Source organism: Bacillus sp. DB-2 (assembly GCF_003315125.1).
GTDB classification, from domain to species: domain Bacteria; phylum Bacillota; class Bacilli; order Bacillales; family Bacillaceae_G; genus Bacillus_A; species Bacillus_A mycoides.
This window is the reverse complement of sequence record NZ_QNRN01000012.1, coordinates 167,809-192,297: the sequence shown is the minus strand read 5'-3', so window position 1 is coordinate 192,297 and position 24,489 is coordinate 167,809. Positions and strand designations below refer to the sequence as shown.

General features: G+C 36.2%; 23 protein-coding genes and 1 tRNA gene. 8 read left to right on the top strand and 16 right to left on the bottom strand.

The window, feature by feature from the left end:
- Window position 1: 1 nt before the first annotated feature.
- Complete coding sequence (gene inhA1 / locus DET63_RS20930; RefSeq protein ID WP_113937744.1) at window positions 2–2,389, bottom strand: M6 family metalloprotease immune inhibitor InhA1; 2,388 nt, start codon at window positions 2,387–2,389, stop codon at window positions 2–4.
- Between the two features lie 342 nt (window positions 2,390–2,731).
- Here inhA1 and DET63_RS20925 point away from each other — a divergent pair, with 342 nt between their 5' ends.
- A complete protein-coding gene (locus DET63_RS20925) occupies window positions 2,732–2,866 on the top strand; it encodes an anti-repressor SinI family protein (RefSeq protein ID WP_113937743.1) in 135 nt (44 codons plus the stop codon).
- 79 nt (window positions 2,867–2,945) lie between these two features.
- Window positions 2,946–3,269: a helix-turn-helix domain-containing protein gene (locus DET63_RS20920; protein ID WP_002011473.1), complete on the top strand. Its 324-nt coding sequence runs from the start codon at window positions 2,946–2,948 to the stop codon at window positions 3,267–3,269.
- Window positions 3,270–3,351: 82 nt separating this feature from the next.
- On the opposite strand, the gene calY is transcribed toward DET63_RS20920, so the two are convergent.
- From calY to DET63_RS20890, 6 genes are all read right to left on the bottom strand, one after another.
- Complete coding sequence (gene calY / locus DET63_RS20915; protein WP_002135058.1) at window positions 3,352–3,945, bottom strand: biofilm matrix protein CalY; 594 nt, start codon at window positions 3,943–3,945, stop codon at window positions 3,352–3,354.
- 422 nt (window positions 3,946–4,367) lie between these two features.
- Entirely contained in the window at window positions 4,368–5,210 is an 843-nt protein-coding gene (locus DET63_RS20910) for a DUF4047 domain-containing protein (RefSeq protein ID WP_113937742.1), read from the bottom strand.
- A 162-nt stretch (window positions 5,211–5,372) separates the two neighbouring features.
- Entirely contained in the window at window positions 5,373–5,960 is a 588-nt protein-coding gene (locus DET63_RS20905) for a CalY family protein (RefSeq protein ID WP_002064335.1), read from the bottom strand.
- 61 nt (window positions 5,961–6,021) lie between these two features.
- Complete coding sequence (gene sipW / locus DET63_RS20900; RefSeq protein ID WP_113937741.1) at window positions 6,022–6,591, bottom strand: signal peptidase I SipW; 570 nt, start codon at window positions 6,589–6,591, stop codon at window positions 6,022–6,024.
- A gap of 197 nt (window positions 6,592–6,788) precedes the next feature.
- The gene (locus DET63_RS20895; protein ID WP_113937740.1) at window positions 6,789–8,075 is read right to left on the bottom strand and encodes a D-alanyl-D-alanine carboxypeptidase family protein; all 1,287 of its coding nucleotides are present in this window, start codon (window positions 8,073–8,075) and stop codon (window positions 6,789–6,791) included.
- Window positions 8,076–8,230: 155 nt separating this feature from the next.
- Window positions 8,231–8,458 (bottom strand): hypothetical protein, encoded by a 228-nt coding sequence (locus DET63_RS20890; protein ID WP_002064332.1) that lies wholly within the window; start codon window positions 8,456–8,458, stop codon window positions 8,231–8,233.
- Window positions 8,459–8,741: 283 nt separating this feature from the next.
- Here DET63_RS20890 and DET63_RS20885 point away from each other — a divergent pair, with 283 nt between their 5' ends.
- Window positions 8,742–8,966: a hypothetical protein gene (locus tag DET63_RS20885; protein WP_113937739.1), complete on the top strand. Its 225-nt coding sequence runs from the start codon at window positions 8,742–8,744 to the stop codon at window positions 8,964–8,966.
- Between the two features lie 190 nt (window positions 8,967–9,156).
- Window positions 9,157–9,229 (top strand) — tRNA-Val (locus tag DET63_RS20880).
- 497 nt (window positions 9,230–9,726) lie between these two features.
- On the opposite strand, the gene DET63_RS20870 is transcribed toward DET63_RS20880, so the two are convergent.
- From DET63_RS20870 to DET63_RS20835, 8 genes are all read right to left on the bottom strand, one after another.
- Window positions 9,727–10,380 (bottom strand): hypothetical protein, encoded by a 654-nt coding sequence (locus tag DET63_RS20870; RefSeq protein WP_113937738.1) that lies wholly within the window; start codon window positions 10,378–10,380, stop codon window positions 9,727–9,729.
- Window positions 10,381–10,775: 395 nt separating this feature from the next.
- Window positions 10,776–11,372: a hypothetical protein gene (locus DET63_RS20865; protein WP_113937737.1), complete on the bottom strand. Its 597-nt coding sequence runs from the start codon at window positions 11,370–11,372 to the stop codon at window positions 10,776–10,778.
- 158 nt (window positions 11,373–11,530) lie between these two features.
- Window positions 11,531–12,076: a hypothetical protein gene (locus DET63_RS20860; RefSeq protein ID WP_113937736.1), complete on the bottom strand. Its 546-nt coding sequence runs from the start codon at window positions 12,074–12,076 to the stop codon at window positions 11,531–11,533.
- Between the two features lie 81 nt (window positions 12,077–12,157).
- The gene (locus DET63_RS20855) at window positions 12,158–12,427 is read right to left on the bottom strand and encodes a hypothetical protein (protein ID WP_113937735.1); all 270 of its coding nucleotides are present in this window, start codon (window positions 12,425–12,427) and stop codon (window positions 12,158–12,160) included.
- A gap of 25 nt (window positions 12,428–12,452) precedes the next feature.
- Complete coding sequence (locus DET63_RS20850; RefSeq protein WP_113937734.1) at window positions 12,453–12,812, bottom strand: hypothetical protein; 360 nt, start codon at window positions 12,810–12,812, stop codon at window positions 12,453–12,455.
- 127 nt (window positions 12,813–12,939) lie between these two features.
- Complete coding sequence (locus tag DET63_RS20845; protein WP_002011459.1) at window positions 12,940–13,122, bottom strand: DUF3976 domain-containing protein; 183 nt, start codon at window positions 13,120–13,122, stop codon at window positions 12,940–12,942.
- Window positions 13,123–13,150: 28 nt separating this feature from the next.
- The gene (locus DET63_RS20840; RefSeq protein WP_002117153.1) at window positions 13,151–13,528 is read right to left on the bottom strand and encodes a hypothetical protein; all 378 of its coding nucleotides are present in this window, start codon (window positions 13,526–13,528) and stop codon (window positions 13,151–13,153) included.
- A complete protein-coding gene (locus DET63_RS20835; protein ID WP_002168865.1) occupies window positions 13,525–13,740 on the bottom strand; it encodes a helix-turn-helix transcriptional regulator in 216 nt (71 codons plus the stop codon). Before DET63_RS20835 ends, DET63_RS20840 begins: the two co-directional genes overlap by 4 nt.
- Window positions 13,741–14,566: 826 nt before the next feature.
- Between DET63_RS20835 and odhA the strand changes: the two genes are divergently transcribed.
- A complete protein-coding gene (gene odhA, locus DET63_RS20830; RefSeq protein WP_113937733.1) occupies window positions 14,567–17,434 on the top strand; it encodes a 2-oxoglutarate dehydrogenase E1 component in 2,868 nt (955 codons plus the stop codon).
- Between the two features lie 129 nt (window positions 17,435–17,563).
- Entirely contained in the window at window positions 17,564–18,820 is a 1,257-nt protein-coding gene (gene odhB, locus DET63_RS20825; RefSeq protein ID WP_113937732.1) for a 2-oxoglutarate dehydrogenase complex dihydrolipoyllysine-residue succinyltransferase, read from the top strand.
- A gap of 53 nt (window positions 18,821–18,873) precedes the next feature.
- On the opposite strand, the gene DET63_RS20820 is transcribed toward odhB, so the two are convergent.
- The gene (locus DET63_RS20820) at window positions 18,874–20,343 is read right to left on the bottom strand and encodes an RNA-guided endonuclease InsQ/TnpB family protein (RefSeq protein WP_113937731.1); all 1,470 of its coding nucleotides are present in this window, start codon (window positions 20,341–20,343) and stop codon (window positions 18,874–18,876) included.
- A gap of 266 nt (window positions 20,344–20,609) precedes the next feature.
- Here DET63_RS20820 and DET63_RS20815 point away from each other — a divergent pair, with 266 nt between their 5' ends.
- Both DET63_RS20815 and DET63_RS20810 read left to right on the top strand, forming a co-directional pair.
- The gene (locus tag DET63_RS20815; RefSeq protein WP_113937730.1) at window positions 20,610–22,529 is read left to right on the top strand and encodes a putative thiazole-containing bacteriocin maturation protein; all 1,920 of its coding nucleotides are present in this window, start codon (window positions 20,610–20,612) and stop codon (window positions 22,527–22,529) included.
- On the top strand, window positions 22,526–24,475 hold the full coding sequence (locus tag DET63_RS20810) for a TOMM precursor leader peptide-binding protein (protein WP_113937729.1): 1,950 nt from the start codon (window positions 22,526–22,528) through the stop codon (window positions 24,473–24,475). The genes DET63_RS20815 and DET63_RS20810 overlap by 4 nt, the downstream gene beginning before the upstream one ends.
- Window positions 24,476–24,489 lie beyond the last annotated feature (14 nt).

Sequence of the window (24,489 nt, the reverse complement as noted above, 5' to 3'; positions counted from 1 at the left end):
ATTAACGGTATAAACGAACAGCACCTGCAGAATTATCATCAGCTTGTCCTACTACTTCAAACTTCAGACCAAGCTTCGGTAAAATACGTCCTGCATCTGGAATCTGCTCATTAATATACTTTTTAGAGTCATCGAACTTCGGTACCCCTGGTAATCCATCGTATACGAATGTTCCACGCGTTGGAGATACAACTTTCCAAGCTGGCGTTTTGTCGAATGAGAACGCCGCATCAGCAATTTGGAATCGCGTACTGCTTGTAAATGTTGGTTTGCCATTTAAAGTTCCTGCAATTGCTTCTGGATGAGAGTCAACTACACCAAGGAAACCATGTCCTGGATGTATGCCAACCCAGTTATCTGTGTAAGCTGAATCCGCATACCATACAACCATACCAGTGTTATATACTGGACCGCGAGCAAATTTCAATGCGTTATCTGAACCCGCATAGTTTCTCCACTCTACATAGTAGTTATGCTTTTTCTTATCCATTCCGTTAGATGCAACGAAACCGTCCAATTTGAATTGTGGTGTACCTTCTGCATCATCAGAGAATGCAACTTTACCATCTACTGTTAATGACGCATTATCAAGAGCAAATCCGTTTAACGCTAAACCACCATCCGTAATGTACTCAAATGTTAATTTCACTTTCTTACCTTTGAACTGACTTAAATCATATGATTTATCAACCCATTTTCCATTTGTCGTAGCTGCATTTCCACTATTTGCTTTCTCACCAATTCTTTCAATCAACGTTTTTTGTCCATCTTCTGTTACAGCGTGTACTTCAAGGAAATCGTACTCTGCTTCGATTTCATACAATGACTTATAATCGAATTTTGCAGTCGTTGCTTTCGTTAAATCGAATAGTGGCGTTTCCATCGTTGTATGAAGGTCATCACCTTTTGTGCTGTAGTAATACTGTTTACCAAATGCAGGCTGAATTCCTTTTACATCTTTATCTGGTAAGTTAACACGAATCAGACCTGGACGATCTGACTTCGTAACACTTTGGTCTAAGTATGTTGCAAGACCGATACCTTTATTTAATTTCTCGTAATCTACTTCTACGATATTCGCCCAGTTACCACCGATTGTTTTTTGGAAAAACTCTTTATTTTGTGGTGATAAACTCGTTGGCGTTGTTCCTGCGATTTTACCAGCCCAGCTTCCGCCACTCATAATAGACCAAGCTTCAACCGGTTCACCATCACCGCTATACTGTGTATCATACTCATCTGGAAGACCTAAATCATGGCCATATTCATGTGCGAATACACCAACTGCACCATCTTCTGGTTCAATTGTGTAATCATACGCAGCCATCTTTCCTTCCCAATACGGAACTTTCGACTTTGTTCCTTCAATCGGGAATGGCTTTGATCCAACTGTCCAACGATGTGACCAAATCGCATCATCACCTAATTTACCACCGCCTGCTTCTTGTCCAACGCCCGCATGAATAATCATTAAATGATCGATTAAACCATCAGGTTGATTTTTATTTCCATCTTCATTTACATCATATTGGTCAAATTGATCAAACTCTGATAAATCAAGTCCGCTATCTACAGCCGCTTTTAATGCATCTTTTACTAGATCACGTGGTCCTTTTGGTCCTTTATTATCATGACCTGTACCAGCATCTGCACCGTAATCAGCAGCTTTACCTGGAACTGTTAACCATTTTGTGACTGTTCCGTCCACTGTGTAACTACCACCTGATTGCTCTTCGTAATATTGTTTAAACGTTTCGATTTTGCTTCCATCCTCTAACGCGAATGGCTCATTACCGAATAACATTTTTTCATAATGTTCTTTGTTAAAATCGTTAGAATACATGTAGCCAGGCTCTTTATCAATATTGTTATGCTTGAAATCAGCGTACTCTACAAGTAAAACAAGTACTTTATCTTTACGAACTTCACCGTTATACTCTTTTTGCTTAGCAGGTGAAGTTGGTACTTTCCCATTTAAGCCTCCTCTAACTGGACCTGTTCCTGCTGTAGTCCCGTTTGCTGGCTGCTCTGATTTTTCTTTCGTATCTGCCTTTGCATCTTTCACTTTCTTTAAAAAGTCAGATGCATCTTTCGTAAGTTGGTCCCCACTTGCCGCTTCTTTCCCAGGATTTTCACCCTTCTTTTTCTCTACATACTTTTCGACAGCTTTCTTTGTTTCTGTCCCTGAAGCAGATGAATCAATTACCCCACGTTTTTTTAGCGCATTTGCTAATCTCTCTTCTGGGATTAAGTGATCATCAACTGGGCTTGTAGCTGTCTTGTTCTCCGGCGTTTCAGCATATACAGACTGGCTTCCAGCACCAAACGACAAGCCTAGAACAGCTGTCAAAGCAATTGATGATAACACTTTAAATGGTTTCTTTTTCATCCCTTATTGCCTCCCCTAATATAAAATATGTATTACATACTCTATATTATTAAAAATTCAATATATTTTCAATATTTAGTTATATTATGTAATTTTTTTAATATATTTGTAAAAATTTCATAGTTAGTATACGAATATATCACAATTCAACAATGTTTTCAGAAAATATTGAAAATATTTGTCAGAAACTTTATAATCGCCATAGAGGGAATTTAATGGGGATTTTATCTTTGTTTCATCTACAAAATATTTGATAATTCACTATATAAAATACAAAATCCGATTGCATTATCATATATTCTGTAGCAGCAATTATGACCACTAATTAGGGAGGAATTACATTTGTACAAAGATAAGGCTGACTCACTAGATCAAGAATGGATTGATTTAATACTTGAAGCTCTAGATGCTGGCATTGCCCTGCAAGATATTGAACACTTTTTTCAACATATGAAGCATACGAGCCAGGCTCAATAGCCTCGTTCTTTTTAACGAAGTTTATGTTATAATAATCACATCATAAGACGACTACATATTGATAGAAAGGTGCGCAAATATGATAGGAGAACGTATAAAACGCCTTCGTTTACAAAAAGGCATTTCATTAACAGAACTCGCCGAAAAAGCTGGTGTCGCTAAATCTTACATTAGTTCTATAGAACGGAATTTACAAAAAAACCCTTCTATTCAGTTTCTTGAAAAAATTGCAGCTGTTCTACAAATTCCAGTTGATACTTTACTTCACGATGAAACAACAACGGAAAGTCATCTAGACTCCGAATGGACACAGCTCGTTAAAGATGCGATGAGCTCTGGTGTCTCAAAAGAACAGTTTCGTGAATTTCTCGAATTTACACAATGGAAGAAAAATCAACAATAATACATATGAAAGAGTGCTTAAAACGGGCACTTCTTTTTTTCTTTATAAAAAAAAGCGGGGAATCCCCCGCTTTTTTTATTTATTATTTTTCTTCGCCATCTGTTTGGTTAGCATTGAATGTCCATTCTAAGTTCAATGAATCGCCTTGGAATTTGTTTTGATCTTTACCATCATCTTCGAATACAAATTGTACCCATAGATAGTCTTCTGAATTTGGTGCTAGACCACCATTCTCTGCCCACTCTGGAGCAAAGATGTCTTTAGCTAAAACATCTGGATCCACATTTTGTAAATCTGCTAAAGTTGTTTCATATACAGGCTCACTTTGTTTATCCCAGTTCCAAAGGAATTTCACTTTAATGTGCTTACCAAAATCTTCACCAGCATTATCACCTTTTGCATCTTTAATAGTATACTTTGTCGCTAATTTAACGTCTTTAATCGCTAACGTACCGTCGTTCTTTAATAAGAACTCTTTCTTAACAGAATCCCCTGGTTTTAAATCTTTAATATCTACAAGCGTTTTAGGGTTTAATGTAAGATCTAACGTCCCAGCTGCAAATGTATTGTTCGATACTTCTTTATCGCTAAAGTAAGCGAATGTTCCTCCACCAATTAAAGATAACCCCAATGCTGCTGATGCAACTCCCATACCTAATTTCTTTTTCAGACTCACAATCAATTCCCCCTAGCTGTTTTTTGTATTTTTATCTCTTATTTCAAAATAAGAGGTGTAACTAAAACTATATTAGCTTAGCTAATATTTGTTCTTTTTTAAAAACCTTAAGTTCATTATAACGAACAAATCTATATAAGTACAATATATTTTTGATTATTTTTATTTCTCAATATTATTTTGACTTTTCAGAAATCAAAAAGAGATACTTTAATAATTTAACAATTATTCATTTTTAATACTATAAGAAAAAGAAAGTAAAACAAAGAGGTGAGGGCTGGCGTTCCCTCACACTCATATAAACATTAATATTTTTTATAACTATTTACAGCTAATGTATTCGCATTCTCTTGCACCACATTATTATTTTCCAGCCGTTTCATGATCCATTTGATCAGACTGTTTTTCTATTTATATTTTTTCTACTCTTCTAGCTTTTTTTGTTCTTCTGCTTTCTTCTGTTCTTCTACTTTCTTTTGTTCTTCTGCTTTCTTCTGTTCTTCTACTTTCTTTTGTTCTTCTGCTTTCTTCTGTTCTTCTGCTTTCTTTTGTTCTTCTACTTTCTTCTGTTCTTCTGCTTTCTTCTGTTCTTCTGCTTTCTTCTGTTCTTCTACTTTCTTCTGCTCTTCTGTTTTCTTTTGTTCTTCTAGCTTCTTCTGTTCTTCTACTTTTTTCTGCTCTTCTAGCTTCTTCTGTGCTTCTGTTTCATTCTGCTTCTTTACTGTTTCATCTTTTAATAGTTGTTGTAACGCCTGAATTTGTTCATCAATGGCTTGCAAACTAGCCTCTTTATCAACATAATCACGCTTCTCTTTAATGCTATGAAAACCTTCGTTCACATACAAGGATACTTGCTGAATTGATTCACTTTTATTCACTTTCAATTCTTCTTGTATTTGATTGTAAGGCGTTTCTATTAAAGTATATACTTTTTGTAAAGACTCCTTCTCAGAAGCAATTTTCTCACGCCCTTGCTGCCATACAACAATTGCTTGTTCTATTTCTTCAATAGAAGTAACTTTCAATTTCGCTTTCATTTCTCCATACTCATGTCCAATAAGCTGTTTATGTTGCTCAGCTTGCTCTTTTAACGTATCAACTGTTTTCGGAAATATAATCGCTGTAGAAAGAGTGGCTTCTACTTTCGTTTCGTGAATAAATGAAGCTTCTGTATACGTCATCATTTGAGAGCCTAAATAAAACGTAATAGAGCACATACACGGCAATATAAGCATCCTTTTTAATTTGCGAGGTGTTTTCAGCATCTTAATCTCTCCCATCGAACAATGTGTTCTTTATACAGAACGTTACTTTCATTATAATAAAGACCTGTACAAAATGATAGCCATATCCTAGAAAATACATTCCAATCCACGCTATTTAAATGTAAAAGGGGCTATCAAGGTGATAGCCCCTTTTACATTATATTATCTTTCTGTACCATCTGTTTGTTGTGCATCAAACGTCCAAGTTAAATTTAGTTTATCGCCTTGGAATTCATTTTGGTCTTTTTTATTATCAACAAACTCGAATTTCACTGTAAATTTATCTGACTTACCTGCAGAAATACCTTTTTCATCCCAGAACCAAGCAGATAAATCATTGTCTACCGCTGTAAGTGTGTCACCCTTCAATTTATCTAGCGTTGTTTCTTTTACAATTGTTTCATGCTTATCTACATTCTTTAAGAATGTTACTTTAATATGTTTACCAAAATCATCTTTATTGTCGCCCTTCGCATCGCTTACTTTGTAATCTGTTTTTAGTAAAACTTTTTTAATGTCTAAAGAGCCTTTATTTTCTAGTTTAAAATCTCTTTTAATTGTATCGCCAGGCTTTAAATTCGATACATCAACAACTGTCGATGGGTTTGCCGCTAAATCAAGTGTACCAGCCGCAAATGTATTGTTTGACACTTCTTTGTCGCTAAAGAATGCAAATGTTCCTCCACCAACTAATGCTGCTCCTAGTACTGCTGATGCGATACCCATTCCTAATTTTTTCTTTAAAGTCATGTCCAAATCCCCCATAATATATATTTGTTAACTTCCTAATAGGAAGATATAACCAAACTAACTATACGGATTGTTCTACTTTTTTATCTTTCTTTTCTCCGTCGATGCTACGAATAGCGCCAAAAATAGAAATCGCGGAATAACCAAGTAAAAAGACTCCTGGAATAATAAGAAGTAATGCTGCTCCCGCTTTTGAACTCGCATAATTCAGTCCATAACCAAGGTATGGAACTGTAATATCTGCATATTTTCCGATTACATTCTCTGCAAGTACTGGTGCTAAATCTGGTCCGTTGTTGTTATCACCTTTTGTTTCATACATTACTTTTCCATTTGTATCTTTCACACCGATAATACGGTGAGTGATAATTTTGTTATCTTTCTCTTTAAACGTAATAACGTCACCTTTTTTATATTTAGATCCATCTTTCGTAGGCTCTATCGCAATGATGGATCCTGTTAAAAATGTTGGTTCCATCGACCCTGAAAGAACGCTCTTAAATTGATATCCCATAACAGTCGGATCCCCGCCACTCGCTTTTGACGAAATAACTACAAAAGCTAAAAAAACCATCAATGCAAATAAAACAAATGAGATAACGTTGCTAATAATCTTCCAAACGAATTTCATCATCTCTCTCCCTCTCTGTTGTTTTATATCATTTTGAAATTAATAACGTCCTAATTGTTCTTTAACAAGAACATAAACAAATAATATAACGAACAAATAAGAAATGCAAGGTGAAAATTTACAATTATTAGTTAAATCACTTTTGAAATGCATGCAAAAAAGACCGTGACAAAATCTCATCACGGTCTACTAGCAATTTATTTTTCTTCTGATTTCATCCCTTGGTTATTTCGGCGCAGCACTACATATAAAATCGCTCCAAATAATACAATCGCACCGATCCCAACACTTATCACTTTCACATTCGATACCTTTACTTCAGGTGCAACTGTATCTTTTTTAGGCATCGCAAAAGTAACATCTTCTTTTGAAAGAACATTTATCGTCGCAATTGTTTGATTATTCTTCGTAATATCAACTGCACCAACTATCTCACCACGATGGATTCCCTTATGATACAAAGAGTCTTTATCTAATGAAGCGGCTCGAAAAATAGTTTTCACATTTTTCCCTTCATCTTTCTTAAGCATAAGCTCAGCACTTTTTTCTAACTCAGAATCAACATCTTTATTTAAATATGTTGTCTTTTGATGCCAACTATGTTTATCTAGCACCGTTTGTTTCGTAAATTGCCCAAAAGAATATTCCGCCATCTGCTTTAAATCCTCATAGATTTCAGGTCTTTGAGAAGCCATTACTACATTTATAATACGATTTCCATCTTTCTCATTTAATAAAACGAGCGTATTGCGCGCTTCATTCGTAAATCCTGTCTTACCACCAATGCTATATGGATTTTCAAAATAAGTAGACTTATTAAAAATAGAAACTGTTTGCGTAGATGTCATAACCGTCGTTCTTTTCGTATTCATCGCTTGTAAAATTTCAGGATACTTTTGCACACCTCTCGTAATCATGGCCATATCATATGGCGTCGTATAATGATTTGGATCATGCAATCCATTTGGCGTTACAAAATGGCTATCTTTAGCCCCTAATTGCTTCGCCTTTTCATTCATCATATTAGCGAAATTTTCAACACTTCCTCCAATACGCTCCGCAATCGCATACGACACATCATTCGCACTTAGCACCATTAAAATCATAAGCGCAGTATTTCTATTCACCGTCTCACCAGGTTGAAACTCAATTTGATAATTACTCTTCTCCTGATCTAATGCTAATTGCGAAAATGTAAATTGATCCTCTGGCTTCGTATGCTCCATAAGTAAAATTGCCGTTAACACTTTCGTTATACTAGCCGGAAACGCACGATGATGTGCATTTTTGTCATACAACACATCCCCTGTTTTCGCATCAATCGTAGCTGCAAACTGACTAAAAACATTCGGCCCTTCCGCTGGTGGTGGTGCCACTTGCTCCGGATTCACTCCAACATTCGTCTCAGCATATAACGTCATAGGTGTCAAAAAAAATAAACAAATAACCATAATAAAAGCCGAAATTTTCTTAAAATTAACCATATGACTCTCCCTTTTCACTTTACTTTCACACTCTATAAAATGACTCTACCAATCTATATGTAATTTGTATTAAATTGGAAGAATATTCACTGTTTTTTACTATATCATATTTTTACGATAAATAACATAAATATACAATAAAAAATAAGAAGGAATTACTCTTTCTTATCCTTCTCATCAATCAACGAATCTATTAACTTTTGTCCAGCTTCCTCGGCCGTAATCTCATCCGTCATCCCCATAAATGACCACCCTTTAGAATCGACCCACTCAACGAACTCTTGCAAAAACTCATCATGCGTCACATCCACATCAAGAATCGAACCATCAATCGAAATCGTTCTATTTCTAGACACACGCATCTTGAACGTTTTTCTTACCATTACAATTATTCTCCCTCTACTCCTGAATATTTATAAATATCTTGTACTTCTTTTATACATGATTTCTTGAAAATTGTAAAAAGGATATATTGGCCAATTTGCATATTAAAAATGAAAATCTCTTATTATATAACCCTCACACTACATTCATTTAGTCATAAATTACGGAATACATCCATATAAAAAAACAAACCAACTTACATTATATCACACCAAACACACTTGACTTTAGTACAATGAAATCGAATATATTAGAAAATACCTTAAAATGAGGAGGAACTCCATGGCGCGTTGTACGTATTGTAAAACGAAGTGGAAAATAAAAGATGTATGGTCAATACTCGTGACATTTGAAAAAGATTGTCCGTATTGTTTCGGAAGACAATATCTATCAAAGAAAACATTGAACGCTATGCCAGAACTTATAAGCTTACCTTTACACTTCTTATTCCCTTTTCTTGTTGATTTAAGCGATAAAGGTCCTTTGGATTGGTATCGGAAATCATAATATAACCGGTTTATTCAAAATCCACTTTCAATTAAATGCTCTTCTTATATATTCCTTAATACACTACTAGCCTGATTCCAAATACTTTACCTTTAAAAGATTACCACAAAAATATTGTAAAATTTCAGTTAATTATATATAATTGCTTTAGCATAATTATTAAAGATGCTATTAGATAAGCATTTTTAAAGATCCCGTAGCTCAGCAGGGAGAGCGCCACCTTGACAGGGTGGAGGTCGTGAGTTCGAGCCTCTCCGGGGTCATATCGTAAAAATAGCGATCTACCAGTTGGTAGATCGCTATTTTTATATGGTAATTCAACCGCTTATGCCACTTTTTTTCCTTAAGAGCCTTGATAATCGATCCAGTAGCGATTAAAAGAGTCCCCGCGATAAAGAATGCTGCGCTAAGTACAAAGAACACTGTAAGTAGATTCGAGTTAATAGTGTAGTTATATGCGTCTCCCCCCACATAAACGTGTTTATTTAACTCACTGTATTCACTAGCCATATAATACCCTTCGATTTTATCAATTCCCTTATATAGCAGTACCGCCGAATGTATATAAAAATTACCGCCCAAATTACCCATTTTTTCATGATTGTATTTACTCTTGTTGTCTATCTTATTATTTATTAATCTTATGAAGCCTACGCTACTCACAAAGATGACTGCACTTGTGGTCGATTCTCTTAGCTTTAGCTTCTTGTAATTGCTTTAGAAGGCTTTCTAACTCCTTCTTTCCAGTATTTCTTTAAACTTATTCAACTGGAATAAGTTTAACTTGCTCTGCTGTCTTGATAATATCACCACTACCAGCGAAGAAAGTATAATCGCCACGACCTACTGAACTATTACCCAGAATGGTATTTACTGTTGCTGAACCACTCTTGCTATCGAATACAACAAAGTTACTACCACGACCTACTGCCGTAGCCTTATAACGCCCCGCCGGAATATCTTTGCCCACGATGTATTCACCTGCACCTAACATTCTAGGCTCTTCCTGCTTAGCTTTAACGCCTTCTGTAAGCTTCTGTAGTTCACTATTCTTAGCTTGGATATCCCCATCTAATTTACCTACTTCACCCTTCTTAGTCTCTACATCTTTGCCCAACTTATCAACTTCTGATGTTAATTGATTCTTATTAGCTACTAGAGCCAAAGTTTCTTCTACTTCAACCTTTTTATCATCAAGCTTCTTTTGCTCTGCATCAATACCTTCTTTGACTTTGCTCTTCGTGTAACTTAATTCTTTCTCTTTTTCTTCTGCTTTCGCTTTTGCCCCTTCATATGTAACCTTTTCTTTCTCGATAGCAACCTTGGCTCCACTAGCACCAATCGAATATGAAATTACTAATCCAACGATTACTGCTAAAGTAATCCATAACTTCTTTGACTTTACAATTTTCATAATTTATTCCTCCAATTAAATTTATTATATTAATATATCATATATTTAATACATTTATAACTTACAAAATGCAAGATTTCTCGTCTACTATTCCATCTAACTTCTTTCCTATCTTGAATAGCTTTTATGACCAACCTTATACGCCATCTTTGTAGTAAGCCACTATCCCTCTATACTAAAAATTTTTGCTTTGTCTGGTTATTAACATCCTATAGTTAATATAAATATTGGAACATAGTATATACAAGCACATAACCAACTAATAATTGCTCGTTATAAGCACATTTTTATGCAATCTATAAAAATAGATGCCAGCAAATGCTGGCATCTTTTTGAACTACTTTCAAATTCTCACTCTAACGTTTTGTGAATATCGCTCTTTTACAAGAACTAAATCACTTCCCACCAAACATCTTCTCCAAAGACTTCGCATTAGCAAACAATACTTCTTTCAAGTTATCATCTGCAGCGATTTTATAGTCGCCATCTTTGTTTTTCTTTAAGTTCAATGTAACTTCGCGAGTCGCCATGATTGCATCTTTATCTGATAAGTGTTTGACGATTGCTGATGTCATCGTTTTTTCGATTGCTTTTTCAGATTGTTCTTTGTCTTCGCTAAAAGCACTAGCAAAGGCCATTGGCATAACTTCTCCCACTGCTTTTGTTACGGCAACGGATAGATCAACAGATGTAATTTTCACTTTCACTTCTGCTTTGTCATCCTTTTTCGATACTTCTTCTGGCTTTTCAAATTTAAAGTTTTTCGTAATTGCACTCAGCATTGCTTTTGCCTCAGCATCATCTGTTTTTTCATTTAGTTTATTAAATTCCTTGTCACTCTCAACAAATGTACGAGCCTTTTCTACATCACCTTTTTGTATCGCTGTTAAAAATTCTTCTGTAGTATCTTTCGGATTTGCACACCCTGCTAAAACACCTACTGTTAATCCTACTACCATCATTAACAGCAATAATTTCTGTATCTTTTTCACGCTCATTCTCCTCTATCTTTTCTAGTAAGTCCGCATTATACAATAGTATGAAACTGACATTACAAACATTTTTTAGTATAGCATTTATATGATTTGTTTTCTATTCTTTCCCAAAAGATAAAGAGCCTTGCAGCATTCCTACAAGGCCCCCTCTTCTTTCAATCCGTATCCGTAGCGCAAATTAACCACATTTTACGCTCCTTACTATCTAACACCATCCAAGTATTATCCCATGCAACATCGTAAAACCAGTCCGTCCAAGGGCTTTGACTTTCGAACACTATAATATCCTCATAACGATCTTGGAACATGTATTGGCATACATCGCTCGCTAATTGCTTCGCAACTACCATTCTCTCTGGAAAATATTTATATGCTCCGCCTCTTATAATTTGAAATGCAATACTCCCATCAAGTATTACCGCACTATTATATTTAAATTGAAACTTATATTTTTCTGATGTATGTATTTTTAATTCCTCTAAGTTATTGATTATATCTAAAGAGTTGAAGACTTTTTTGAAAAAGTGCTCGTATCTATCTATTTCATAAGGTATTTCTTTGAAAAAATTTTCGTTATGTACTTTAAAACAGCTTATTACTGCTCCACCATTTAAGTTTTGTTTCTTAAATGTGTTTATAAGTTGCTCAATAGATGAGTCATTCGTTTCTATTTTTTCAAAAGTTCCTGCTTTCCATCTCATAACGCTCACTACTCTCTATTAAAAATTTGTTTCTTCATTATAAATAGCAAAATAAAAACCAGCAACTTTAAGATTGCTGGCTTACCTCTTATTCATATTCGAAAAAACTATAACAATTACTCCAAGCACATAAAGCCCCGCTACCATCCAAATACTCCGATCAAAAATCATAAGAGACAACCAAAGCGATATATTAATAGCAGCAAATAATAAATATAAAATGAAGTCTCTCTTTTGTAGCGCCTCTCTATTCATCAAAATGTAAATGGCACCGATAGGAGGCAGAATAAAGCAAAGGAAAAAGACAAATGTTTTTCTTAACGACCATGGATATAAATTTACTGTCTGCATATGAGTCTCCTTTTCATTATAGTACTTACTTTAACATCGGTCTCGCTACTCTATATTCTTCACTATGAGGTTCTTTTACAAGTATGGGACGCCTTTCATCCTCTTCTTCTAAAATCATTTCAAATACTTCTGTTTTTTCTTGTAATATGTTGGATTCACTATCTTTAGTAGGCTTTTTGCTTGTTTCAATTTTCTTCGTCACTTCGCCAAGTTTTTGCCCAACTTCTTCTGCTTTTGCAGGTTCATTTGTAACGTAGTATTCTTGGTCCTCCCCTACTAACAGAGGTGGCACTTGTTCTCGTTTGTTACATATTATATAAGTAATACTAGCTATCAGTAGTAGACATATTGCTATAAAGAAGATAGCCTTTTTTTCATATACTATTCTCCTTATCTATCATTTTATTGGATTATATAATAGGAAATATAGTCACCAACTAGTTTTTATGGTATTTTTTAGTATTAATTTCAAATAGAAAAACCTTACAAAAGTAAGGTTCCGTTTTTAAATTCTATAATGTTTTATTAATTAAAACAATCATTACGATAATCGCTATAAACATAACAACTAAACAGCCGATCATTTTATAAAATCCTCGTTTCGTTAACGTCCCGCCCTGAACGTCTTTACGAATGAATAGGAACACCGCTAAAAATAAAACAAGCCCCATGCCAAAAGCGTACATCATTTGCATATGTTAATCTTCCTTTCTCTCTTACATCTTAATATCTTTTCGATAAAACAACAAACGATATAAAGACTGTACTCATCGTAAGTGCCATTAATATATTCAATAGTTCAACCGCAGATAGTGTAATTACTTTTAAGTTTAAGCCAATAGAGAAAAGAAGATAGTATGCCGTTAGTGCAAAAAAGCTGAAGAACATTCCTTTATAACGAATGAGCTTCATTCGCTCATCTTTTTCTTTAAACTGCGGGTGTAAGTAACTTAGGCAAAAACACATAATCATCATTGCAAGCACGGTATAAGTTGGAATTGGCGGCGCGGAATGCGTCATTATACCTGCTAATATCATAGTTCCGCTCATAATTAAAAAGATAATCCCCATAATTACAAAGTACTTTTGTGAATAATTCATCCTTTCTCCCCCTCTTCTTTTCCTTCATAAATAAATACATGTTCTATCGTTGTCTGAAATGCTTTTGCTATTTCAAATGCTAATGGAAGTGATGGATCATATTTCCCTTTTTCAATTGAGATAATGGTTTGCCTGGAAACTCCAAGTTTCTCAGCCAATTTTTCTTGAGATAGTCCAAGTTTTTTTCGATATTCGACCATTTTATTTTCCAAGGAAATTTCTCCCTCCTTCCTTATACCGAGTATATACGTAAAGGAAACTTTACGTCAAGGTTCCTTTACATTCATTTCGTTTATTTTTCATTCTATTTATATAGAAGAAACTTTTTCAAATTCAGCACGTCTATTTTGAAATGAAACATGGAACAATGTATATAGCCGTTACTATATCTCCTCCCCGTTTTTATGAAAATTTAATATCTCCATATTTGTTTTATCCTTTTAAAATGTTTCATTCTGCTCTTTATCGGGTGAAATGCGCTATTGTTTTTACGTTGTTTTTCGCCATATTTATAGAAACTAACGGTTTATGAAGCATTTTTTATGTATAGCCACTTTTTTTGTAGAAATCCTTCATTTTCCTTTCGATATTTAACACTATCGAGATAAAGTTTATGGTAAATTCATAATTTTTTATTTTTTATACTATATTCCGTTATATTGTTGTATAATATCAATGAAAGCGCTTATTATTCCAATATACATAATTCGAACTAAACTTTGTCGAAACATTCTGATAGTTATACTTATATTTAAATGCAACAATTATAGGTATTAATGTAGGTATACCAAATATATCCACCCCGTTTTCCCGTGAAATTACTTTATAACATGAAAGATTAACTTGGGTGATAAGTTATTGTGAATGTTTTTTTACAAAACAGATAAGTAATAGTGTTTGGTATTATGTAAATTATTGTAATAACATAAGAGTAAAGAAAAACATTTACATTGATTATTGGTTCATCAATTATTGAAAAGAGCAAAATGCACCTTTTTGTATGGAAAAAGGATTATATGCATTGGGAGGTTTAAACAAATGACGAGGAAGAATACAACGACAAACCCTTGGGCCAAGTTCCATGGTCCGAACCTTGGTTATGTTATTGAACAGTATGATCTTTACGTAACTGGAGCAGGTTCTGTTGATCCGGAATTACAAGAGCTTTTTGAAATTTTTGGAGCTCCTTCGTTTCAAGATGATGTCGTAACAGGGGACAACACAGCAACACATTTTTCTCCTCAAAACACAGGGAACATTGAAAAGATTCTTAAAGTCGTTCAACTTGTTGAACAGATTCGTTCTTTCGGGCATACATTGGCTCACATTAATCCGATGGAAGATGCTGCAAACGGACAATCTCTTATCGAGAAAACAATGAACGAACTGAGCGATGCTGACTTGAAAGCGATTCCAGCAAAAACAGTATGGCAAGATGCACCAGAGGGTATTCACACTGCACTTGATGTAATTCATAGATTAAAAGACGTTTATACAAAATCTTTAGCTTATGAATTCTCACATATACAAGATAGTGAAGAACGCGCGTGGTTGCATCAAATGGTGGAATCAAATTCATTGCGTCAACCATTATCAAATAAAAAACGAACTGCTCTTTTAAAACGTTTAACTGCTGTTGAAGGTTTCGAGCAATTCTTGCATAAAACATTCGTTGGTCAAAAACGTTTCTCAATAGAGGGCGTTGATATGCTTGTACCTGTACTAGATGAAATTGTTTCTGAAGGTGCTAAAGACGGCGTAGAAGATGTCATGATTGGTATGGCTCACCGTGGTCGTCTAAGCGTACTCGCTCACGTATTAGAAAAGCCATATAATCACATGTTTGCAGAATTCAAACATGCAAAAATAGAAGGTGCAGTGGCAAATGCTGGCTGGACTGGCGACGTGAAATACCATTTAGGTAGAGAACAAGTCGTTGGTAATGAAGAAGTTAGCACTCGTGTTACATTAGCAAATAACCCGAGTCATCTTGAGTTCGTTAATCCTGTTGTTGAAGGTTTCGCACGTGCTGCTCAAGAGAATCGTAAAAAATCTGGTCTTCCAGAACAAGATACTACAAAATCATTCGTAATTTTAGTTCATGGTGATGCTGCATTCCCTGGTCAAGGTGTTGTGTCTGAGACACTCAACTTAAGTAGATTGAATGCGTACCAAACTGGCGGAACTATTCATGTTATCGCAAATAATGCAGTCGGCTTTACGACTGATAGCTATGATTCTCGTTCTACTAAATATTCAAGCGACCTTGCAAAAGGTTTCGATATTCCGATTGTTCACGTGAATGCTGATGATCCGGAAGCTTGTCTTGCTGCTGCAAACCTTGCGATCCAATATCGTACGCTGTTCAAAAAGGACTTCTTAATCGATTTAATCGGTTACCGCCGATATGGTCATAACGAAATGGATGATCCAGCAGTTACGCAACCACAAGTGTACAAAAAAATTAAAAATCATCCAACTGTAAGAGCAATTTATGCAGATCAATTACAATCTGCTGGCGTTCTGAATGCAGATGAGGTTGAAACAATTACTCAGTTTATACAAGAGGAATTAAAGGCTGAATACGCACAAGTGCCACCAGCTGATACGAGTGCTGCAACAATTCACGTTAAAGTTCCAGAGGTTGTTGCAAAAGGAATCCAGCCGATTGACACTGGTGTTTCAATTGAATCACTTCGTGCAATTAATGAAGGACTATTATCTTGGCCTGAAGGCTTTAACGTATATCCAAAAGTGAAGAAAATTCTTGAGCGCCGTAAAGATGCTCTTGAAGAGAACGGTAAAATTGAATGGGCACTTGCTGAATCGTTAGCATTTGCTTCTATTTTGCAAGAAGGTACGCCAATTCGTTTAACTGGTCAAGATTCACAGCGTGGTACATTCGCGCACCGTCATATCGTATTACACGATACTGATACAAACGAAACATATTCACCATTACACCGTTTACCGAACATTAACGCATCATTCTCTGTTCATAACAGTCCGTTATCAGAAGCTGCTGTTGTTGGTTACGAATATGGTTACAACGTATTTGCTCCAGAAACTCTTGTTATGTGGGAAGCTCAATACGGTGACTTCTCAAATACTGCGCAAGCATTATTTGATCAATATGTTTCAGCAGGAAGAGCGAAATGGGGTCAAAAATCTGGTTTAGTTCTTCTATTACCACACGGTTATGAAGGTCAAGGGCCAGAACACTCTAGTGCACGTCCAGAGCGTTTCTTACAATTAGCTGCTGAGAACAACTGGACAGTTGCAAACTTAACGAGCGCGGCACAATACTTCCATATTTTACGTCGTCAAGCATCTATCTTAGGAACAGAAGCTGTTCGACCGTTAGTGCTTATGACACCAAAGAGTTTATTACGTCATCCACTTACGCTTTCAACTGCTAGTCAGTTAAGCGAAGGACGTTTCCAGCCTGCTTTAGAACAAGAAAACCTTGGTACAAAGCCAAATAAAGTAAAACGTCTTGTTTTAAGTACAGGTAAAATGGCAATTGACTTAGCAGCAGAAATCGAAAGTGGTAAGCATGAGTACAGCCTAGATGAAGTTCATATGGTTCGTATCGAGCAGTTGTACCCATTCCCTGCTGAAAAAGTTCAATCTATTATTAAACGCTTTAAAAACTTAGAAGAAATCATTTGGGTTCAAGAAGAACCTCGTAATATGGGCGCATGGCATTACATGGCTCCAATTCTGTTCGAACTAGCTGGGGATAAAGTGAAAACAGGTTACATTGGACGCCCGGATCGTTCTAGCCCATCTGGTGGCGATCCATTCGCTCACAAAGCTGAGCAAGAATTAATCGTTGCACACGCTTTAGATGTGAAGTACAACTTCCGTCAAGATAAACAAGAAATTGAAGTTTTTAGTAACTAAAAGTAACAATAAATTTTTCTGGCTCGACTTGGGCAGATGTTCTGCCCAAGTCGAGCTAACAAATGGAGATTACCGAAGATTAAAGAAGACAAAACACACCGTTAGGCAAATAAGGGGAGGACATTTAAAATGATCGAAATTAAAGTACCTGAGCTTGCAGAATCTATTTCAGAAGGAACTATTTCACAATGGCTTATCAACGTAGGCGACAAAGTTGAGAAAGGTGGCAGTGTTGTTGAGCTTGAGACTGACAAAGTCAATGTAGAAATCATTGCAGAAGATTCAGGTATTGTATCGAAGTTATTAGGCGAACCTGGGGATACAGTTGAAGTTGGCGCTACTATCGCAATTTTAGATGCAAACGGCGCAGCAGTTGCAGTAAGTACACCAGCACCACCTGCTGAGCAACCAAAACAAGAAACTACTGAAGCACCGAAAGCAGCAGCTCCAAGTGCTGAACAAAATAAAGCGTTGCAAGGTTTACCAAATACAAATCGTCCTATCGCATCACCAGCTGCTCGCAAAATGGCTCGTGAATTAGGAATCGATTTAAACGAAGTACGTAGCACAGATCCACTTGGACGTGTGAGACCACATGACGTACAAGCTCACGCTGCAGCGCCAAAAGAAGCACCAGCTGCTCCAAAACAAAGTCCGGCTCCAGTTGCAAAAACTGAATTCGAAAAACCAGTTGAGCGTGTGAAAATGTCCCGCCGCCGTCAAACAATTGCAAAACGTCTTGTAGAAGTTCAACAAACATCTGCAATGTTAACTACATTTAACGAAGTTGATATGAGTGCAATCATGGAATTACGTAAAGAACGCAAAGATGCTTTCGAGAAAAAACATGATGTACGTCTTGGCTTTATGTCATTCTTCACAAAAGCAGTTGTTGCAGCATTAAAACAATTCCCATTATTAAATGCTGAAATTCAAGGCGACGAGCTTATCATTAAAAAATTCTATGATATCGGTATTGCAGTAGCAGCTCCAGATGGATTAGTTGTTCCAGTTGTACGCGATGCTAACCAATTGAACTTCGCTGAAATTGAAAGCGAGATTCGTAATTTAGGTCTGAAAGCACGCGATAATAAACTTTCATTAAAAGATCTACAAGGTGGTACATTTACGATTACAAACGGTGGCGTGTTCGGTTCTCTAATGTCGACACCAATCCTAAATAGTCCACAAGTAGGTATTCTAGGGATGCATAAAATCCAAGTACGTCCAGTTGCGATCGATAACGAGCGTATGGAAAACCGTCCAATGATGTACCTTGCACTATCTTACGATCACCGTATTGTTGATGGTAAAGAAGCAGTTAGCTTCCTTGTTGCTGTTAAAGATATGCTTGAAGATCCAAAATCATTATTATTAGAAGGTTGATGAACACTCCCCCACTTAGCAAAGCTTGAAGTGGGGGTTTCTAACGTTTCGACCTAACGGACGATTAACGTCAAGGGAGTTAACACATTAGCGAGCTGTTTCACGCCTAACCCCTCTATCCCATTTGTCCATGCATTTGGGATTACTTTTCGTAAAATGTTAGCCGCAGCATTTACATCTGCATTAATTAAAGTTTTATTTGCTGAACGATATATGCCGCGCTTTATTCGTTTTCCTGAAAAAGTTGTATTTTGGTCATTTTCTCCATACGTTGGAATGAAGTCGTTATCCAGAAAACTTGCTTTCGATGTATATGATTCTTCAGTTACAACAACTTGAATGCCTACAGCATTTGCTTTGTATGTAATCATTTGAATCAGTAAATTATGCGGGATATGACAAAACGATTGGTTATTTCTTTTTCCCATATTCGTTTCTTGTTTCCAACTTTTGTTTTGACCAATAACGATTTTACAAACTTCTTCTTCTTGAGCTAGTTTTACGATGTGGTGACTAACTTTATGGAAGACGTCTTTTATTTTCAAGTAACGTTTTTGATGAAGTTTTTCTATCCTTTTAGAAGTAAAAGGTCCTTCATTAGTTTGTTTTCCCTTTCTAAGAATGCTTGTAAAATGACTCTTCATTTTGTTGTAATATTGATTTATGCTTTTGACATGTTTGCCCTTAACAAGGACAGGTTTCATACCTGTGTTTGTTACGATGGTTGCAAGGTTATCAATCCCTAAATCAATACTCATATAACGAGCATTCTCTTCAATAATTTGTTGTTCAGAAGGAACATCAATTACCAATTCCACTACATATTCATTGTATTTTGGAATCACACGAACTTGTTTCAGTTTACCTTCAGTGAAACCTAGTTTCCCAATATTTAATTGTAATTTCGTCTTTGGAAACTTTAAAAATCTACCGTTTTTAATGATGCAATCTTGGTTTGTATACAGAATCTCTTTTTCAGAAGAACGAATATACTTTGGGATCCTAGGCATTCCAGCATATTTGTTTGGATTCTTTTTATAGTCTTTTAAACTAGCAAAAAAAGATTTCCAATTTTGGAACAACCCTTTCATGATTGACTGGCTACATTGCGTAGGCAAAGCTCGATAATCATTTTGAATCATAGCCTTAAATAGTGCATCTAGAAAGTTGTAATCTACATAAGGTTTTTCAAAATTAGGTTCTGAAAACAAATTACATTTAATCTCTTTCTGTTCTTCTTTAGGCTTTAATTTCTCTTTTTCCAATTTCTTCTGATAGGCCAGGAGTTGTGTGTCATTCATCTTACCAATATTTTTATGAATATTATCCAGAACTTCTTTTTGCAAAGGCTGCAACTCTTTTTCTTGTGTTAATCCAGTGTACACCTGGCGTATATAAAAGTTTGTGGTGTTGTACATGTTCTTAGCGTTATGACAACATTCTTGAAAATAAGAATACATACGATGCCCTTTTTTAATCCAAATTTGAAGAGTTTTATAGTTTGATGGATTTTCCTTTGTCATTTTATTCACCTCCTTGTTAAGGATATTACAGCAAAAGAGAACGTATGTTTTCTCTCTTTTCTTGAAAATAAAATATTTCTTTCGATTCACCTCACCACCTTCGCTTACGTTTAGAGGTGGGAGTCCTCTCGAAAGGCATGATAGATTAATAATCTAATATATAAAGGTTGTAGAATACATCATTCTACAGCTTTTTTTGCGTTCATACGGGACAAATCACACTACATAGACTAACAATGTATGCCTAAAACGTAAGGGGGATAAACATGAATAACCTTCCAGTTCATGCAAAACTTAAAGCAAATAAGGATACTTTCTTCCTCCCCGATTCAAACGGGGGTGTTTACTTTCGAAATAACTCCAGTTCATTCCGTATGGATGGTGATGGAATTTATGACTGGATTGAGAAATTAATGCCTATGTTTAACGGTAATCATTCTTTGACAGAAATAACCGATGGTCTCCCTCTCCCCTATCAAAATCGTGTATTTGAAATTGGAGAGATTTTATATGAAAATGGTTTTATTCGTGATGTAAGCCAAGATGCTCCCCACGAATTAAACAGTGCATTACTCGACAGATATGCTTCGCAAATTGAGTTTTTAGAAGCTGATTCCCATTCAGGCGCTTTAAAATTCGAAACGTACCGCGCCGCAAATGTGCTTATAATTGGTTCTGGCGATATGCTTACTTCCCTAGTTTCTTCTTTATTAGAATCTGGTTTACCTACATTCCATTATCTTGTTACAGATCGTGCTGAAACAAACTACGATCGAATTCATGAACTAAGCGAACGTGCATATGCAAATGATGACAATGTACTTATTCAAGAAATAGATATTACAATTGATCGCCCTTTACATGAAGTATTCGAGCCTTTCGACTGGATTTTATACGTTTCCCAAAATGGAGATATTGAAAGTTTAAGAGCAATCCATACTATTTGTAGAGAATTTAAGAAAAATTTCATACCAGCTATTTGCTTATCAAGAATTGGTTTAGCTGGACCCGTCGTAACCAGAGACCGTGAAGAATGCTGGGAATCAGCTTGGCATCGTCTACACGAAACTACTTTACAAAGTGAAAATCCACCTGAACCTTTCTCACCAATTGCATCTGCAATGTTAGCAAATGTTATCGTTTTTGAGTTATTTAAACATGTCGCTGAAGATTCACATAGGCAGCATAATCCTCAATTCTTTTTATTAAACTTGGAAACACTTGAAGGAAAGTGGCACCCTTTCATAAAACATCTTCTCGCAACCGATGAAATCTTTACAATTGATACGGTGCAAAATCTTCAAGAAAACCTTGCCCAACGTTCCGGACAATATACTTCAACTGAACTTTTTCGTTTTTTTGATACGTTAACTTCTAAAGAAGCTGGCATATTCCACATGTGGGATGAACAAGATTTACACCAATTGCCTTTATCACAGTGCAATATTCAAGTTGCAAATCCATTATCAGACGGACCTACCTCTCCCCTTCCTACTATAACTTGCGGTGGATTAACTCATAATGAAGCACGCCGCGAAGCTGGTTTAACAGGAGTTGAAACATATGTAGCTGAAATGATTCATCGTCTTATCCCCGAACATACTGATATCGGTATTGGTGCTGGGGAAACGATGACAGAAGGTGTATACCGAGCACTCCAAAAACATTTAAATAATAAGTTATATGAACGCCAATCACATATGCTAGAAGAGATTACAGAGCTTGATTTAACCGAAATTCATGATAAACATTGTAGGTTTTACTACGATGCTCTCTCTACAATTCATGAAATACCTAAAGTAGGAATGAGTGAGGAGTTACTTGGTTTTCCTGTCGTTTGGATCGGTATTAATGATAGATGGTATGGTGCGGCAAATATTAATATAACACTCGCTTTAAGAAATGCTCTGCAACAGGCACTCCTTCATATTCAAAATGAAGAGATTCCTTATAAAGCTAATATGTTACCGGAATCATCCATTGTTTTATATAGTACGGATTCTGTTAGAGTAGCAATACAAGAAGAGGAAGAAATTCCAGGCGTACAGTCTTTACAAGTTGCTTTGCAAAATTTAGCGGAAAACAACTTGTATCCATTCGTTTTTGATTTAGCTATTGAGTCATTTTTAAGAGACAGCTTAGACGGTGTATATGGAGTATTAATTGCAAAGGAGGATGACCAATGACTCAAAACATACTACTTATAGGAGATGGCCTACTCACAGACTATGTACATGAGCAATTGTGTAAGCAATATTCACTCATCCGCCAGCATACAATTACAGAAGCTCTTCCTGAAAACATTCATCTTGCTCTCGTTTTACATGACGGGTCTCCTTCTTCCGTACATCATGATGCTGAGCTTATCTTTCGCTCAAATAATATTCCGTGGCTTCGCGCGTTTACTTCGTTTGGTGAAGGTATTATTGGTCCTTACGTGAAGCCTCTTACAACTGGATGTTCCCACTGCGCTGATGGACGCCGGTTTATAGCTGGCTTTGATCAAAGAGAAATGTGGGAACTACAACGAAAATATGCATTAAAAGCAGAGAACGTGACGAGGCGTGATGTACGCGCCACCCAAAATGGAATGTTACAAATGTGCCAGCTCATTCATGCTGAAACAGAGAAAATATTAGCTCATGGATATTCTTCTTTAGAAAACGAACTCATTTTACTGGACTTACAAACGTTACAATGTACCCGGAATTCGTTTCTTCCAGACCCTCTCTGTCCGGTATGCAGCAATTTGCCTGACGATACAGCAGATGCAGCGCAAATTTCTTTACAACCAAGTTTGAAAACGAGTACTGAAACGTATCGCTGTCGTTCCATTCATGAGCTAAACACATTTTTATCGAGAGACTATTTAGATTACCGGACTGGTATTTTAAACGGCCAAATGCAACATTCTTTATTACCGTTTGCTGATGTCATTATAAACATGCCGTTACTGTTTGGAAATGAAGGTGTCGCGGGCCGGACTCATTCATTTTCACTTAGTGAAGCAACCGCTATTTTAGAAGGATTAGAACGCTATTGCGGTATGTCGCCTCGTGGAAAAAAAACAAATGTACATGGCAGTTTTCGTGAGCTAGAAGATGTTGCACTGAATCCCCTCACACTTGGTGTACATACAAATGAACATTACAATCGTGATAGTTTTCCATTTAAGCCGTTTGATCCTGATTATGAGCAAAACTGGGTATGGGGATATTCTTTATTACAAAGCAGGCCCCTTCTAGTTCCAGAATCAATCGCTTATTATAGCCTTGGTCATAGAGATGCTTTCGTGTATGAAACATCAAATGGATGTGCCATTGGTGGTAGTTTAGAAGAAGCAATTTTTCACGGCATTTTAGAAATTGTAGAGCGTGACGCCTTTTTGCTCACTTGGTATGCCGAATTACCTCTTCCCCGTCTCGATCTTAGTTCAGCCAATGATACTGAATTGCAATTAATGATTGAACGCTTACGCACAATTACTGGATATGAATTATACGTTTTCAACGCGACGATGGAACATGGTATTCCGAGCATATGGGTCATTGCGAAAAATACAAGGCAAGATGGTATGAATCTCGTCTGTGCTGGCGGCGCACATATGGAACCAATTCGAGCTGTAAAAAATGCAATTCATGAAATAGCGGGCATGTTACTTATAACAGATGAAGAGCTTGAACAAAAAAGAGAGAAATATGAAAACTGTTTACAAGATCCATATCTTGTTTCGCAAATGGAAGACCATAGTATGCTGTATGGATTGAAAGAAGCGGAAGAACGTCTTCACTTCCTTTTACGTGATGATGCTCCGGTGCAAACGTTCCAAGAAATGAATGCATTACAATCATTTGATGTGGATTTAACATCTGATCTTCATCAACTTTTAAACAGGTTACATCAATCTGGACTTGAAGTAATTGTTGTAGATCAAACGGTCCCCCTTATAGAAAAGAACGGCTTACATTGTGTAAAAGTAATTATTCCAGGCATGTTACCGATGACGTTCGGTCACCATCTCACTCGGGTTACAGGACTGGATAGAGTGTATACCGTACCGATGACACTTGGATATTGGGCTGAGCCTTTAACGAATGAAAGTTTAAATCCACATCCGCATCCGTTTCCATAATTCATAGTGAGGGG

Bases quoted from the DNA above. Each gene is read 5' to 3' on its own strand.
- DET63_RS20905 (WP_002064335.1), bottom strand. From the start codon at position 5,960: ATGACTTTAAAGAAAAAATTAGGAATGGGTATCGCATCAGCAGTACTA.
- DET63_RS20855 (WP_113937735.1), bottom strand. From the start codon at position 12,427: ATGCAGACAGTAAATTTATATCCATGGTCGTTAAGAAAAACATTTGTC.
- DET63_RS20820 (WP_113937731.1), bottom strand. From the start codon at position 20,343: ATGACAAAGGAAAATCCATCAAACTATAAAACTCTTCAAATTTGGATT.
- DET63_RS20870 (WP_113937738.1), bottom strand. From the start codon at position 10,380: ATGAAAATTGTAAAGTCAAAGAAGTTATGGATTACTTTAGCAGTAATC.
- sipW (WP_113937741.1), bottom strand. From the start codon at position 6,591: ATGAAATTCGTTTGGAAGATTATTAGCAACGTTATCTCATTTGTTTTA.
- DET63_RS20840 (WP_002117153.1), bottom strand. From the start codon at position 13,528: ATGAATTATTCACAAAAGTACTTTGTAATTATGGGGATTATCTTTTTA.
- DET63_RS20815 (WP_113937730.1), top strand. From the start codon at position 20,610: ATGAATAACCTTCCAGTTCATGCAAAACTTAAAGCAAATAAGGATACT.
- DET63_RS20860 (WP_113937736.1), bottom strand. From the start codon at position 12,076: ATGAGATGGAAAGCAGGAACTTTTGAAAAAATAGAAACGAATGACTCA.
- odhB (WP_113937732.1), top strand. From the start codon at position 17,564: ATGATCGAAATTAAAGTACCTGAGCTTGCAGAATCTATTTCAGAAGGA.
- DET63_RS20845 (WP_002011459.1), bottom strand. From the start codon at position 13,122: ATGCAAATGATGTACGCTTTTGGCATGGGGCTTGTTTTATTTTTAGCG.
- DET63_RS20885 (WP_113937739.1), top strand. From the start codon at position 8,742: ATGGCGCGTTGTACGTATTGTAAAACGAAGTGGAAAATAAAAGATGTA.
- odhA (WP_113937733.1), top strand. From the start codon at position 14,567: ATGACGAGGAAGAATACAACGACAAACCCTTGGGCCAAGTTCCATGGT.
- DET63_RS20890 (WP_002064332.1), bottom strand. From the start codon at position 8,458: ATGGTAAGAAAAACGTTCAAGATGCGTGTGTCTAGAAATAGAACGATT.
- DET63_RS20920 (WP_002011473.1), top strand. From the start codon at position 2,946: ATGATAGGAGAACGTATAAAACGCCTTCGTTTACAAAAAGGCATTTCA.
- inhA1 (WP_113937744.1), bottom strand. From the start codon at position 2,389: ATGAAAAAGAAACCATTTAAAGTGTTATCATCAATTGCTTTGACAGCT.
- DET63_RS20895 (WP_113937740.1), bottom strand. From the start codon at position 8,075: ATGGTTAATTTTAAGAAAATTTCGGCTTTTATTATGGTTATTTGTTTA.
- DET63_RS20910 (WP_113937742.1), bottom strand. From the start codon at position 5,210: ATGCTGAAAACACCTCGCAAATTAAAAAGGATGCTTATATTGCCGTGT.
- DET63_RS20810 (WP_113937729.1), top strand. From the start codon at position 22,526: ATGACTCAAAACATACTACTTATAGGAGATGGCCTACTCACAGACTAT.